The organism is Anaerococcus sp. Marseille-P3915 (assembly GCF_900258475.1).
GTDB lineage: Bacteria > Bacillota > Clostridia > Tissierellales > Peptoniphilaceae > Anaerococcus > Anaerococcus kampingae.
On the sequence record NZ_LT984887.1, the window covers coordinates 14,704 to 29,748 of the forward strand.

8 protein-coding genes and 1 pseudogene are annotated in these 15,045 nt (G+C 34.1%); 6 read left to right on the plus strand and 3 right to left on the minus strand.

Going from position 1 to position 15,045, the window contains the following annotated elements; all coding sequences use genetic code 11:
- Positions 1-181: 181 nt before the first annotated feature.
- The gene (locus C8269_RS00045) at positions 182-6,952 is read left to right on the plus strand and encodes a S8 family serine peptidase (protein WP_106459852.1); all 6,771 of its coding nucleotides are present in this window, start codon (positions 182-184) and stop codon (positions 6,950-6,952) included.
- A 424-nt stretch (positions 6,953-7,376) separates the two neighbouring features.
- Here the strand turns inward: C8269_RS00045 and C8269_RS10935 are convergent, their stop codons facing one another.
- Entirely contained in the window at positions 7,377-7,556 is a 180-nt protein-coding gene (locus C8269_RS10935) for a hypothetical protein (protein WP_234025809.1), read from the minus strand.
- Between the two features lie 186 nt (positions 7,557-7,742).
- The gene (locus C8269_RS10940) at positions 7,743-8,258 is read right to left on the minus strand and encodes an FprA family A-type flavoprotein (protein WP_265212571.1); all 516 of its coding nucleotides are present in this window, start codon (positions 8,256-8,258) and stop codon (positions 7,743-7,745) included.
- Between the two features lie 263 nt (positions 8,259-8,521).
- Between C8269_RS10940 and C8269_RS10945 the strand changes: the two genes are divergently transcribed.
- The 5 genes and pseudogenes from C8269_RS10945 to C8269_RS00070 all read left to right on the plus strand — a co-directional run bounded on the left by C8269_RS10945 (position 8,522) and on the right by C8269_RS00070 (position 14,086).
- Positions 8,522-8,668 (plus strand): hypothetical protein, encoded by a 147-nt coding sequence (locus C8269_RS10945; RefSeq protein WP_234025811.1) that lies wholly within the window; start codon positions 8,522-8,524, stop codon positions 8,666-8,668.
- Positions 8,669-8,701: 33 nt separating this feature from the next.
- Positions 8,702-8,974: pseudogene (locus C8269_RS10950) on the plus strand (solute carrier family 23 protein); the annotation flags it as partial.
- A gap of 206 nt (positions 8,975-9,180) precedes the next feature.
- On the plus strand, positions 9,181-10,074 hold the full coding sequence (locus C8269_RS00060; RefSeq protein ID WP_158698361.1) for a class B sortase: 894 nt from the start codon (positions 9,181-9,183) through the stop codon (positions 10,072-10,074).
- Between the two features lie 108 nt (positions 10,075-10,182).
- A complete protein-coding gene (locus C8269_RS00065) occupies positions 10,183-11,526 on the plus strand; it encodes an MATE family efflux transporter (RefSeq protein ID WP_106459854.1) in 1,344 nt (447 codons plus the stop codon).
- Positions 11,527-11,698: 172 nt separating this feature from the next.
- On the plus strand, positions 11,699-14,086 hold the full coding sequence (locus tag C8269_RS00070) for a glycoside hydrolase family 31 protein (RefSeq protein ID WP_106459855.1): 2,388 nt from the start codon (positions 11,699-11,701) through the stop codon (positions 14,084-14,086).
- 171 nt (positions 14,087-14,257) lie between these two features.
- On the opposite strand, the gene tpx is transcribed toward C8269_RS00070, so the two are convergent.
- On the minus strand, positions 14,258-14,758 hold the full coding sequence (tpx, locus tag C8269_RS00075; RefSeq protein ID WP_106459856.1) for a thiol peroxidase: 501 nt from the start codon (positions 14,756-14,758) through the stop codon (positions 14,258-14,260).
- Between the last annotated feature and the right edge of the window lie 287 nt (positions 14,759-15,045).

Sequence of the window (15,045 nt, forward strand, 5' to 3'; positions counted from 1 at the left end):
GGCTATCTAAATCTTGACAAGTGTTAAAAATATATAAAGATTATATTGACAAGGTGATATAAATGTTTTATAATTGATTAGTGGTACTGAAAATCATTATCACAATTTTATATTTTGTACATTAATATGAATTAATATTTAACATGTTAAATAAATAATTAATAGAGGATATGGAGAATAAATGAATAATAAAAAAATTATTAAGGCGACATTTATTGCCGCCTTATCTATTTCATTCTTATTTAATGAGCCTTCCTTCGCAAGTGGCGAAGAAGAAAAACCGCTAGAGGCAAATAGCCAAAGCCTTGCTAGTGAAAATGAAGCAACTACAGAAAAAAAAGAAGAAGCAAAGAGTGAAGAATCTTTTGATAAAGAAAATGAACAAAAGAAAGAAGATGAAAACAAAGACAAAGCTCCTGCTTTAGAAACTTCCCTCAAAGAAGATAAGTCTGATGAAAAAGAAGGTAAATCAACAGAAGATACACATAAAGCTGACCTTAATAAGGATTCATCTATTGAAGAAAAGAAAGATGATAAGGCTGTAGATAATAAAGATGATAAGTCTGTAGGTAATAAAGATGATAAGTCTGTAGGTAATAAAGATGATAAGGATGTAGAAAAAAAAGATGATAAGGCTGTAGAAAAGAAAGATGATAAAGTTTTAGATAATAAAGATAAGGGTAGAGTCATCTACATAGCCGAATTTAAAGATAAAGAGGCTGCTGAAAGGGCAATGAAGGAAATATCAAAATTTTCTTCTACAAAAGTTTTGTATGCCTATAATACAATTTTCAATGGTTGTGCAATTGAAACAAAACAAGATAATCTTGATTTGATTAAACATATCGAAGGAATATCATCTGTAGACAGAGCTCAAAAAGTTGAGCCAATGATGAATCACGCAAGAGAAGAAATCGGTGTCAATGAAGCTATCGACTACCTAAAAGCCATTAACAAAGACATGGTAATGAAGTTTGACGGTAGGGGCATGGTAATTGCAAATATCGATACTGGAACTGATTATAGGCACAAGGCTATGAGAATTGACGATGAAGCTAAGCCTTATATGAAATATAAAAAAGAGGACATGAAGGGAACTGACAAGGACTTTTGGTTGAGTGATAAAATTCCTCATGCCTTTAACTATTATAATGGTGGCAAAATCACTGTCGAAAAATATGACGATGGTTCCGACTATCATGATCCACATGGTATGCATATAGCGGGAATCCTTGCTGGTAATGATACTGATAAGGATATAGCTAAGTATAATGGTATAGACGGAATAGCACCAAATGCTCAAATCTTTTCTTACAAGATGTACTCAGATTCAGGTGATGGCTTTGCTGGTGATGAAACAATGTTTCACGCTATCGAAGATGCAATCAAACATAAGGTTGATGTAGTATCTGTATCTTCTGGATTTACAGGAACAGGTCTTATTGGTGAGAAATATTGGCAAGCAATTAGGGCTTTAAGAAAGGCAGGTATTCCTATGGTAGTTGCTACTGGTAACTATGCAACATCTGCTTCAAGCTCATCATGGGACTTGGCTGTTAATAACCAACTAAAGATGACCGATACAGGAAATGTAACTAGAACTGCTGCCCACGAAGATGCCATAGCTGTTGCATCAGCTAAAAATCAAATAGTAGAGTTTGATAAGGTAAATATTGGTGGCGAAAGCTTCAAGTATAGAAATATCGGTACCTTCTTCGATAAAAATAAGATTATTAGTAATGAAGATGGAAGCAAAGCATCTGACAAAATGAAATTCGTTTATATAGGCAAGGGTCAAGATGAAGATCTAGTTGGGCTTAATCTTAAAGGCAAAATTGCTGTTATGGATAGAATATATACAAAGGATTTAAAATATGCCTTCAAAAGAGCTGCCGATAAGGGTGCTCGCGCAATCATGGTTGTAAATACTGTTAACTACTATAACAGGGATAACTGGACAGAGCTTCCAGCCATGGGCTACGAAGAAGATGAAGGAACAACTTGCCAAGTATTTTCAGTATCTGGTGATGATGGACTTAAAATTTGGAATATGATTGATCCAGCCAATAAAACTGAGGTTAAGAGAAACAAGAAAGAAGACTTCAAAGATAAGCTTGACCAATACTATCCAATTGATATGGAAAGCTTCAACAAAAACCGTCCAAAGCTTGGTGATGAGAAAGAGCTAGACTTTAACTTTGCTCCTGATACAGACAAGGAACTTTATAAAGAAGAAGTAATCGTGCCAGCAGCCTCTACATCATGGGGTCCAAGGGGTGACCTCCTACTAAAACCAGATGTATCAGCACCAGGAAAGAACATAAAATCAACTCTAAATGTAATTGATGGCAAATCAACTTATGGTTATATGTCAGGAACAAGTATGGCAACACCAGTGGTCGCAGCATCAACAGTATTGATTAGACCAAAACTAAAAGAGATGCTCGAAAAACCTGTCCTCAAAAACCTAGAAGGTGAGGATAAAATCGACTTAACTACTCTTACAAAGATTGCCCTACAAAACACAGCAAGACCTATGATGGATCCAACATCTTGGAAGGAAAAATCACTATATTATGCTTCGCCAAGACAACAAGGTGCAGGTCTAATTAACGTTGCTAATGCACTAAGAAGTGATGTTATAGCAAGCTTTAAAAATGTTGACTCCGAAGGTCTAGTAAACTCATATGGATCTATATCACTTAGAGAAATTAAGGGAGAAAAGAAATATTTCACAATCAAGTTGATTAATACATCAGATAGGCCTCTCACATTTAAGGCTTCATCATCTGCAATAACCACAGATTCCCTTACCGACAGGCTAAAACTTGATGAAACTTACAAGGATGAGAAATCATCAGATGGTAAACAAATTGTTCCAGAAATTCATCCAGCAAGTATTAAGGGTGCAAATATTAGCTTTGAACACGATGTATTTACAATTGCTCCAAACTCTTCATATGAATTGAAGGCTGTAATAAATGTAGGAGATGCAAAAGATAAAGACCAATTTGTAGAATCCTTCATTAGACTTGAATCTAAAGAAGAACTTGAGGCAATGTGTGGCAAGGAAAACAAGACAGTATTCCAACCATCTCTATCAATGCCACTTATGGGCTTTGCTGGAAATTGGAACAAGGAGCCAATCCTTGACAAGTGGGCTTGGGAAGAAGGCTCTAAATCAAAAACCATGGAAGGTTATGACGATGATGGTAAACCAAAAATACCTGGAACCTTGAACAAGGGTATAGGTGGAGAACATGACATCGATAAATTCAATCCAGCAGCCGTTATCCAAAACAGAAAAGATGGAAATACAAAATCACTTGATCAAGATCCTGATTTATTTGCACTAAATAACAACCACGGATTATATGATCCATCACAAAGCGAATCAAAAGTCGCAAGAATTTATCCACTTGATAATAAGGGACAACCACAAGAAGTTCAAATCGAAACAGGGCTAACACCTTCCCCACTCGTTCTAAGAAGTGCAAGAGAAGGCTTAATCTCAATTGTAAATACTGACAAAGAGGGCGAAGGACAAAAAGACCTCAAGGTTGTATCTAGAGAGCACTTCATCAGAGGAATCCTAAACTCAAAGAGAAACGATGCTAAGGGGATTAAGTCATCCAAGTTAAAAGTTTTGGGAGATTTGAAATGGGATGGCCTTATTTACAATCCTAGAGGAAGAGAAGAAGGCGCTAATGATGATAATAATAACCAAGACTTTGAAACAAAACTTAGGGGTCAATTTGAACCGATAGCTGAGGGTCAATACTTCTACAAGTTCAAATATAGATTAACTAAGGATTATTCATGGCAAGTTTCTTATATACCAGTAAAAATTGACAATACAGCTCCAAAGATTGTCGATGTTGATTTCTCTAATCCAGACAAAATCAAATTAATAGCAAAAGATACCTACCACAAGGCAAAAGATGAGTACAAAAATGAAACCTTGTTTGTAAGAGATCAAAAAGACCATCCAGAGAAATTTGAAGAAGTAGCCAACGAAGTATGGTATGCAGGTGCAGCTATAGTTGACGAATACGGTGATGTTGAAAGAAACCTCAATGTAAAATATGCTGGAGAAGGCGAAGGTAGACATAGAAAGCTTGATGATAAAGGAAATACTATCTACGAAATTAGCGGTGCAGGAGATTTAAGAGGAAAAATCATAGAAGTAATCGCCCTAGATGGTGCAAGCAACTTCACCAAAATCCATAGGATAAAATTTGATAAGCAAGCTGATGCAAACGGAATGATTTCTTATTACCTAGTAGATCCTGACCAAGATTCTTCTTCTTACAAAAAACTTGGAGAAATTTCTGAAGAAAAACTCAAAAATGCAAAGAGCTCAGAGGAAAATACCAATAATAATCAAGTTAAGGATGAAGACTCAAAACCAGCTGAAGAAAGTTCAGTTGAGGGAGAAGCTAGCCTTGAAATAAATAAAAATATTTCAACAATTAGAGACTTTGAAAATAAAGACCTAAAGAAACTAATTAAAAAGAAATATAAGGAAATATATGACTTTGTAAGTGGTGAAATGAAAACAGTAGAGTGTGATTACGAATATGATGAAAAAGGAAATATAAAAGCCTACGATGATGGAAGTGCTCTAGAATATGAAACTGAGGAACTTGATGATGTTAAATCAAAGCTTGGTGGAGTGTTAAGTCCATCAAAGGATGGCCATTTTGAAATTCTTGGAAAAGTAAATAATGTATCAAAAGATGCTAAGGCCTACTATGGTAATGACTATAAAATAATAGAAATCAAGGCAAGTAAATACGACCCACAAACAAAAACTCTAACATTTGACTTATTTGCAAACACAAATGATGTAGTCAATGGTCTATCCTTTACTGGAGATATGAATATTATCGTAAAAGATAAGGGTCAAACAAAAGCTAAAACTATAATAAGGATGCCAGAAAAAAAGGATGAAGCCGCGGAAGCTGCACCATATGCTTCAAGCTATGGAAATATTATCGAACTAGGTGAAGGTGAACTAACTAAACAAAAACCAAAAGATCCAAGCAAGATGGATACAAACAAGATGTTCTTCGATAAAGAAAAGGGTCAATATGTATTAAATGATAAAATGATTGTAAGAAAGGGATATGCCCTAAGAGTTACGACATTTAACCCAGGAAAAACTGATATGCTTGATGGTAATGGAGTTTATAGCATGGAAGATATAGAAAAAATCCAAAAGACTGCCCCTAACATCAAGGCTTTATCACAAAAAACAATCTACTGTGATAGTAGAAATGTTGAAGATGGTAGAAGCACTCAATCGGTTCTCATGTCAGCCTTGGACGGATTTAATATAGTTAGATATCAAGTCTTTACATTCAAAACTAATGACAAGGGAGAAGCTATAGATAAGGATGGAAATCTTGTAGATGATCCTTCTAAACTAGTTCTTCTTGGCAAAGATGGCAAGGAATACCTTGGAGATGATAAATCCAACGTAGAAGCCATCAAAGAAGATGGAGGAATGCTATTTATAGATGCAAAATCAGTAGATTTGACTATGGATAGAAACTATTTCAATCCAACAAAGGACAATAAAATCTATGTAAGAAAACCAGAATTCTATTTAAGAGGAAAAATAGGAGATAAGGGTGGTTTCAACTGGGAAATGAGAGTTAACGAGTCAGTTGTAGACAACTACCTAATTTACGGTGATTTACACATAGATAATACAAGAGACTTTAACATTAAGCTTGATGTAAAAGATGGGGATATCATGGACTGGGGAATGAAGGACTACAAGGCTAATGGATTCCCAGACAAGGTCAAAGATATGGATGGCAATGTATACCTACAAACTGGTTATAGTAAACTTAATGCCAAGGCTGTTGGAGTTCACTATCAATTCCTCTATGATACTGTAAAACCTGAAATCGAACAAAAGGATGATGGTAACACAGCTATTGAATATGAAAAAGATAAATTTATCAAATTCAATGTTACAGACAAGAGAGATGGCGATAAAGCTGGAGAAATCCAAGACAAACAAATCTTTGTAAATGGTATAGCATACGAGTCCTTAGATGATATAAAAGATATAAAGGAAAATACGCTAACAATCAAGTTTGTTGTAAAAGACTTTGCAAACAATACTAGGGTAAAGGAATTTAGCTTTGACAAAGAAAGTGGCACATTAACTCCTATAGATCCAGAAAAAGTCAAGATTACAATAGATAATAAGGAAAATGAACTTGTAAAGGGAGAGGATTTCCAATTACCAGAATACAAGGGAGAAGTTCCAGAAGGTAAAGGCTTCAAGGGTTGGAAAGTCAAAGATAAAGACGGAAAAGAAGAAATTAAAGCACAAGGTGCCTTCTTATTTGCTATGGCAGATCTAAGTGTTCAACCAGACTTCTACGATCTTCCTAAAGAAGTTAAAGAAGAAAATAAACAAACTTTTGATGAAACAAAGAAAAAAGATGAGGATTATTCAAAGATTTGGAATATAACTTGCCCAAGTGATACAGAAAATCCTTCAGAAGACCCTTCTGTAATTCCTTCAGAAGATCCTTCTGAAATTCCTTCAGAAGATCATTCTGTAATTCCTTCAGATAATCCTTCTGAAATTCCTTCTGAAAATCCACAAATTCCAGAAATAAATCTAGCTCATAAGAGTGAAAATTCAAAAGATAATCAAGGATTAGTAGTGGAGGCAAGCTTAGAAACTAAAGAGCTTAAAGGAGATCCTTCAAAAGACAATACCTTAGTTCAAAATGCTAAGGAAGATAAGGATAAAGAAGAAGCAAAGGAAAATAAGAGCCAAAGAAGTGAAGAAAAATCACAAGAAAAGAATGAGAAAGCTCCAAAAAGCACAAATGTTAAAACAGGAGTAGAGAGCCTATCATCAGTAGTGATGGGATTATTTGCAGCAAGCCTTGCCTTATTCAAGACTAAAAAAAGAAAATAAAAAGACCTAATATAAACTAAGTAAATATTAGATCTGATACCAGAGTTAGCATAAAGCTTGCTCTGGTATTTTTTTGTCTTAGAATTTTTAGATTGGAAAATCATCTCTAGGATTTTAATAAAATCACAAGCATAAAGATTTTCAAATTAAAAGCCCTCAATAAAGTTGAGTACTTTAAGTTCTATTTTTTGTTATCCATATCAGCTTTGATGGCCTTAGCAAGGGCTTCAATTTCTTCTACTTGTTCCATCTTCACACCAGAATTGATTTTAACATCTTATCCTACATAGTCAAGCTTAGTTTGAGATAGGATTTCCTTTGAAATCTCGAGACTTCTTCCGCCCCAAGACCAGTTGTTTAGGAAAGAAACAGTTTTATTGCTAAAGCCTGTTCCAACAAGTTCTCTTAGGAAGGCATCTATCTTTTAGTAAAGACCAGAGTTGTAGTTGATTGGTGCAAATACTGAGTGAAAGAATCTGTGGCAGTGGCTATTTTGATAAGAAACATAAAAAGCAGCCAGATCATAAATCTTGATATTTTCAACCCCTAACTCAGCTAGCTTTGTTACAAGAATGTCGGCTACTTCTTCGGTATCTCCATACATTAATGCGTAAACTATAACGACACCTTTTTTTCGCTGTGAAGGTTGACCACTTGTTATACTTATCAATTATGAAATTGATAGGTTGTTCGTCCTTATAAACAGGACCATGGAGAGGAAGAATGGCAAGGTCGTTGATGTTCATGAAGGCATTTTGTACCATTTTCCGAACTTACCAACTATATTGATTTAATATCTTATAGCTTGATATAGCCAATCAACCTTGTGGATAACATTCTTAGCATCTGCATGACCTTCAATTACATTAAAGGCACCAAAAGCATCTGCTGAGAAGAGAAGACCTTCAGTTGTTTCGTAAGTCATCATAACTTCTGGCCAGTGAACCATTGGAGTGAAAACAAATTTGAGATTTCTCTTACCGATATTTACTTCATCTCCATCTTTTACTTCCACATATCTATCCTTTAATTCATCATTGTAGAATTGTTCATAGAACTTGAAGGTCGTGGCATTGCCAACAAACTTAGCATTTGGGCATTCTTTTAAACAAAAATCAATATTTCTACAGTGGCCTGGCTCCATGTGCTCAACAATTAAATAATCTAAGTCTTCTCCGTTATGAGCTGCCTTAACATTTTCTATATATCTTCTAGTAAAGGCTGCATCTACTGAATCACACAAAACGTTCTTTTCGTCTTTATTAAGGTAAGAGTTGTAGGAAACACCATTTGTCAATTCGAACATATTTTCGAATCGGTCAATCTTTCTGTCGTTAACTCCAACTCAATAGATATTATCTAATATTTCTACTATATTGTGTATCTTATCTTCTTTGAAACTCCTTTTATTTGTTTTGTTACATTGTTAACTATACTAGATATTTAGTAAAATTTAATTATATATTAATGATTATTATTATCGGTAATAATCTAAAAAAATTAAATATATATTTTGACAAGAAATTATGGTAGAAATAATTTATATTGGCATAAATAAGGTAAAAATAATTGCAAAAACTTGCCAAACATTCAGGTTTAGTTGATAAAGATGGGGATGTTATTAATTTAAAGCAAACGCTTATGAGTGATGCGATTTCAACAGCTGCTAGTGCCTTGGTAGGGAAATCAACCGTAACAACAGTTGTAGAATCATAAGCTGGTATAGCAGAGGGTTGAAGGACAGGACTTACATCGCTTACAACAGCGGCCCTATTTTTGTTCTCTTTAATCTTCGTTCCACTAATTGCGATAATTCCAGCCCAAGTTACAGCTCCAGCTCTAATTTTTGTTGGCGTATTGATGTTATCAGGTGTTAAGGATATAGACTTTGATGATTTGACAAATGCCCTTCCAGCTATTTGTACTATCGTCTTTATGCCTTTTACTTATTCCATAGCAAATGGTATAGCCCTCGGTCTGATAACTTTCTGTATAGTAAAAGCATGCACAGGTCAAAGCTAGGAAATACAACTACTAACCCTAATTATAGCTCTAACTTTTGTCTTTAGATATGCCTTTATAACCTAGGATAGGAGAATAAATGACAAATTTTGTTTTAATTGGGGAGATTTTTTATTTTTATTTTGATAATACTTGTTATTTTATAAAAAACTTGTATTTCCTAGAGAAATCAGATGAAAAGTGTAGAATATAAGCCAGGAGATTATATGAAGAAGAATTATTCTAATTTTTTATGGGCCCTTGCCTTTATTTTACTATTTGTTTTTCTCTATAAGAATGATAGGCTTACTCAAGAAAAGATTGCTTATTATCAAGAGGAAAATATGAGAAAATTTTATTCTAGCAAGAGAATCGATATGGCAAGGGAAGAGGAAATAAATAATATTGTAAAGAAGGCTGATGAAGGAAGACTTCTGGCTTTTCTTAAAAATAAAATAAAAGAAGAATCCGCGGCAGAAGCAACAGCTGGAGTCAATCATGTAAAGGATCTTCAGAAAAAGTATCCCCAAGTCAAGGGTAGGATTATTGTCGATGGTACCTCAATAGATTTCCCTGTTGTTCAGGGGGAAGATAATGAATTTTACCTCGACCACGATTATGATGGGTCTTATTATATAAACGGGGGAGTTTTTATCGACCACGTCCACCAGGGAGATTTTTCTGATCAAAATACAGTAATTTATGGTCATAATGTAAGGATTGGCTATATTTTCCATGATTTGGATAAGTTTAGGGATAAGAATTTTATAAAAAAGCACTCGGAGATAATTATTGACACTCCAGTGGCCAGGAGGACCTTTGAGGTGGTTTGTGCCATGGATGTGAATGTGGATGCAGATTATAGGTTTAACTATTACGATGATGATGAGTTTGAAGACTATCTTAAACTTATTAGAGAAAATAATATCCTTGAAAATAGGCCTCTGCCAAAAAAAGATGATAAGCTAATAACTTTGTCGACCTGTTCAGATATCAAAGATAGGTACGCAATTGTGGCTGTGGAGAAAAAAGAAGCCTATGTGAATAAAAAGAATTTTAATTATTGGCAAGGTGTCCATTTGCTCGCAAAAAGACTGGGTCAAGATATTTCTATTTATTAAAACTTTTTAAAAATCTTCCTGAATTTGGGAAGATTTTTTGTGCCTATTTTCTTTGATTTTTTATCCATTTATCATATATTAGTATAAATTAAAAAGATTGGAAATTTTATGGATCATTATTTAACAAATGAGTCGCCATCTAAGGCAATTAGCAAGTTTGCCCTGCCAATGGCGGTGGGCTCTCTTTTTCAACAAATTTATACCTTGGTCGATTCGGCTGTGGTTGGCAAATATGTAGGTGAGGCCGCGCTTGCTTCAATTGGGGCCAGCTTTGCTCTCACTACGATTTTTATATGTATAGGAATTGGTGGAGGTGCTGGGGCATCTGTCCTTATAGCTAGATATTTTGGAGCCAAGGATTATAAGAGGATGAAGACTGCGATTTTCACTTCGATTATAGGTTTTTTAGTCCTTGCCCTTGGCCTTTCGGCCTTTGGTTTGTTTTTTGCAAAAAACCTCATGGCTTTACTTAGGACACCTGATGAAATTCTCGATATGGCTGTTCTCTACTTAAATATTTATTTTTATGGTCTGCCATTTTTATTTATGTATAATATCATCTCAGCCCTTTATCAGGCTTTGGGAGAATCTAAGATTCCTCTATATTTTTTGATTTTCTCTTCGATTTTGAATGTAAGCTTGGATGTATATTTTGTAAGAGATTTGGGATTTGGACTGGCTGGAGCAGCCTACGCAACTCTCCTTGCCCAGGGTTTGTCTGCTGTCCTATCCTTTGGGGTTTTTATAAGAAAGCTTAGTAAAATTAAGACAGAAAAGACAAAGATTTTTGATAAAAAAGAGCTAGGCCGCATTTCTTACCTAGCCATCCCATCTATTATCCAGCAATCAACCATCACAATTGGTCAACTTTTAGTCCAATCTGTGGTAAATTCCTTTGGGGTAGGTATGCTGGCAGGATTTTCTGCAGCCATTAGGGTAGAAAGCCTCATTATTGTACCGATAACTAGTCTTGGCAATGCCATATCTTCCTACACTTCTCAAAATGTGGGGGCAAAAAAGCTTGAAAGACTAGAAAAGGGCCTTAGGGCATCCATAGCCATGGTTGGGATTTATTCTGTCGTGATTTTAATATGTTTGAAATTTAATTCAGCAAATATAATCGCTTATTTCATGAACGAATCATCATCAAACTTAGCTAAAGATACAGGCGTGGCCTACCTAGACTTTATTGGATATTTCTTTCTTCTTGTAGGGTCTAAACACTGCGTGGACGGTATACTAAGAGGAGTTGGAGATGTAAAGATTTTTACCCTAGCTAATATAGTCAACCTGACCATAAGGGTAAGCTTATCGATGGCCCTAGCCCATAAAGTCGGAATAGCCATGGTCTGGTATGCAGTACCTCTTGGTTGGCTAGCTAATCTTGTGATTTCTACTAGTTATTATTTAAAGATAAAGAAGCAAAATTATAGCTTGGATTCTAATGGGTGAACAGAGAACAATTGTAAATAGTCATAAATATTTGAATTTTAATTATCAATTATTTACAATGGTATTAATATGAATTTTAAGGGACTTGTAAAATTTAAATTTGCTCCGGGAAATAAATTAACGGAGAAATATTTATAATTTTGCAAGCCCCTTTTTATTAGGGGAGAAATTTATGATTAAAAATGGGAAAAATTATAATCCAATAAGTAAAAAAGAATCTATAATACAGGGAGATAAGTATAGGATTTCAATTCTCACTTCTAGACTAATTAGGCTAGAATATAGCGAGGATGGAATTTTTGAAGATAGGATGACCAAAGGGATTATAAATAGGGATTTTCCTCCTGTAAATTTCAAGGTTTATGATAGGAAAGATTGGCTAAAAATTGTTACTGATCATGTAACTATTTTATATGATAAAAAACCATTTTCTACCTATGGTCTAAGCGTAGAGCTTAGGGGCAAGGTCAACCATCCATATTATTGCATTTGGCATTATGGAGATAAGATAGAAAACCTAGGCGGAACAGCAAGAACTCTTGATTTTGCAGAATCTAAGGTAGAAATAGGAGATGGTATCCTTTCTAGATATGGTATAAGTGTGATAGATGACTCATCATCACCAATAATAAGCGATGATGGTTGGACTTATGATAGAAATAATGATAATCAAGACCTATATGTATTTGCTTACAAAGATAAGTATTTAGATGCCCTAGATGATTTTTATAAGCTTTCTGGAAGTCAACCACTTTTACCAAGGTATGCTCTGGGTAATTGGTGGTCCAGATTTTATAATTACTCTAAAGAAGACTACCTAGACTTGGTGGATAAGTTTGAAAAGTTTAAGGCACCTTTTTCTGTTATGGTACTAGATATGCTTTGGCATACTACAGGAATTGATGAAAAATACGGAAGCGACTGGACGGGTTATACATGGAATTATGACCTCTTGGGTGAACCACTAAACTTATTTTCAAGTCTTCATAATAACAATTACAAGCTAACTTTAAACCTACATCCATCATCAGGAATTAGGCCAAGTGAAGATTTTTATGAAGATATGGCAAAGGAGCTTGGTTATGATTATGAAAATGAAGAGACTATAGATTTTTCCTATAAAGATAGGGCCTATGCTGATTGCCTAAATAAGTATTTTTATAAGCCTTTTGAAGAAAAGGGAGTAGATTTTTGGTGGATGGATTGGCAACAAAGCCCAAGAAAGCTTGACGAAAACAAAGATGCCTTGTGGGTTATAAATCGTACTAGATTTTTAGATATGGAAAAATCTGGCAAGAGAGCTCTCACCTTTTCAAGGTTTGCAGGTCTTGGGTCTCAAAGATATCCTATAGGATTTTCAGGTGATACATCTATAAATTGGGATACATTAGATTTTCAACCATATTTCACAGCCACATCTTCAAATATTGGCTTTGGATGGTGGTCTCATGATATAGGTGGTCATATGAAAGGGGCAACTGACCCAGAGCTTATGCTAAGGTGGCTACAATTTGGAGTTTTTTCGCCTATAAATAGGCTTCATAGCTCAAATACACCTTTTGTATCAAAGGAGCCATGGTCTTTTGATGAAAAATATTCAAAGCTTATGGTCGACTACCTACAAATCCGCCATAAACTTATTCCCTATATCCATACCATGAATTATAGGGCCCACGAAGAAAATATCCCTTTAATAAGGCCAATCTATTACTATTATCCAAATGATGAAAGAGCTTATGCGAACAAAAACCAATACTATTTTGGTGAAAGTCTTTTAGTCACACCGATGACTAAAAAAATAGATTCTAGGCTCCAAATGGCTGAATTTAAGGCGTTTTTGCCAGATGATGGTTATTATGATTTGCAGACTGGCCTTTTCTACGCTGGTCAAACAATGATTGAAATCTATAGGCCAATTGACAAAATGGGCTTATTCATCAAAAAAGGTGGGATTATTCCATTAGCTGACCTAGATAAGGATTACACAAACTCTATAGAAAACCCAAAGGCCTTAAAAGTTTTAATAGGCGCTGGTAAAGATGGAATATTTAATTTGATTGAAGATAGCGAAGAAAACTTAGAAGCTAAATCTATAACTCAGATTTGCTATGAAGATAAGAGGGCTATAAGGCTAGATCAATCTAAAACTAAAATAGATATAATTTCGACTAAGAGAGATTGGACTTTTGAAATTTATGGAATAAAAGTAAATGAAGTTGAAATAGTAGCTAATAAAGATAATAGGCTTGAAGGCAAGATTTCTTATAATCAAGAAAAAAATATAAGCCAAATAATCATTGAAGAAATCCCAAGCAATGAAGATATTGAAATTTTAATTAAATCATATGAAGAAATAGACCAAAAAACAAATAAGCTTGAACTTATCTTATCAAGAATAAATAGCTCAAGAATTGAAACTTTAAAGAAGGAAAGTATTTTTGATATACTTAAAAATGCACAAAGTATTTCTAATCTTGTATCAGCCCTGATGGCCTTTGATATAGAAGAAAAAGTCAAAAAAGCTATATTTGAAATAATTTTTGCAAACGAAGAGTTTTAAATAATAAAGGTGATGAATTAGAAGAGATTCTATTCATCACCTTTTATATCTTTTATAATAATAGATTTATATTTGTTTTAAAAAGTAATTAAGTTAACTACTATTTCATATGAGAAAGTTAAGGTAAGCTTGTAAAAATAACAAACTATCCCAAGCTTAAAATTTAAATACTTAGATTAATTCTTTAACTTTTTCTAAAGCAGCATCAAAGTTTACTTCGTGAGTTACTTCTGGAACATATTCTACATAGGCTACCTTACCATCTTTATCGATTATTATGATACCTCTTGTAAGAAGCTTAAGCTCATCGATTAAGAAGCCATATTTTTCACCAAATTCTCTATTCTTATAGTCTGAAACTGTTATTGTATTGCCTATTTCATAAGCGTCGCAGAATCTTTTTTGAGCAAATGGTAGGTCTACTGTTATATTCACTATAGCCACATCATCAGAAAGATCGCTTGCTTCTTTATTAAATCTTTGAGCTTGGAAGGCACAAACGCTAGTATCAAGTGATGGAGCAGCCGAAATTATAACTACTTTTCCCTTTAGTTCATCAAGGTTAAAATCAGAAAGGTCAGCCTTTGTAGCTGTAAAGTTAACTGCTTCATCGCCAACTTTTACTTCTTTTCCAACAAGTGTAACCTTATCTCCTGCAAATGTAATATCCATAATTAATTTCCTCCTAATAATTTATATTGACCTATAAGCAAGGTATAAACAATGCTTAAGTCAAGTTTCAGATAATATATCTTACATTCTAATTATACCCAAAATATTTTTATTTTTATAAATTTATTAAAAATTTTTTGATAATTTTAATAGAAAATAGATGAGCTAAATAAAGATTGGGAAAAAATGTTTCCATATATGTTTTTTTATAGAAAATTTATATAGATATAAGCAAATTACTTGACAATGAGTAAGTAAGCGTGTAAGATAGTTAAGGATTGGCAGGA

Coding starts and splice junctions, on each gene's coding strand:
- C8269_RS00045 (WP_106459852.1), top strand. CDS start 182: ATGAATAATAAAAAAATTATTAAGGCGACATTTATTGCCGCCTTATCT.
- C8269_RS10935 (WP_234025809.1), bottom strand. CDS start 7,556: ATGTATGGAGATACCGAAGAAGTAGCCGACATTCTTGTAACAAAGCTA.
- C8269_RS10940 (WP_265212571.1), bottom strand. CDS start 8,258: ATGTTCGAATTGACAAATGGTGTTTCCTACAACTCTTACCTTAATAAA.
- C8269_RS00060 (WP_158698361.1), top strand. CDS start 9,181: ATGAAGAAGAATTATTCTAATTTTTTATGGGCCCTTGCCTTTATTTTA.
- C8269_RS00065 (WP_106459854.1), top strand. CDS start 10,183: ATGGATCATTATTTAACAAATGAGTCGCCATCTAAGGCAATTAGCAAG.
- C8269_RS00070 (WP_106459855.1), top strand. CDS start 11,699: ATGATTAAAAATGGGAAAAATTATAATCCAATAAGTAAAAAAGAATCT.
- tpx (WP_106459856.1), bottom strand. CDS start 14,758: ATGGATATTACATTTGCAGGAGATAAGGTTACACTTGTTGGAAAAGAA.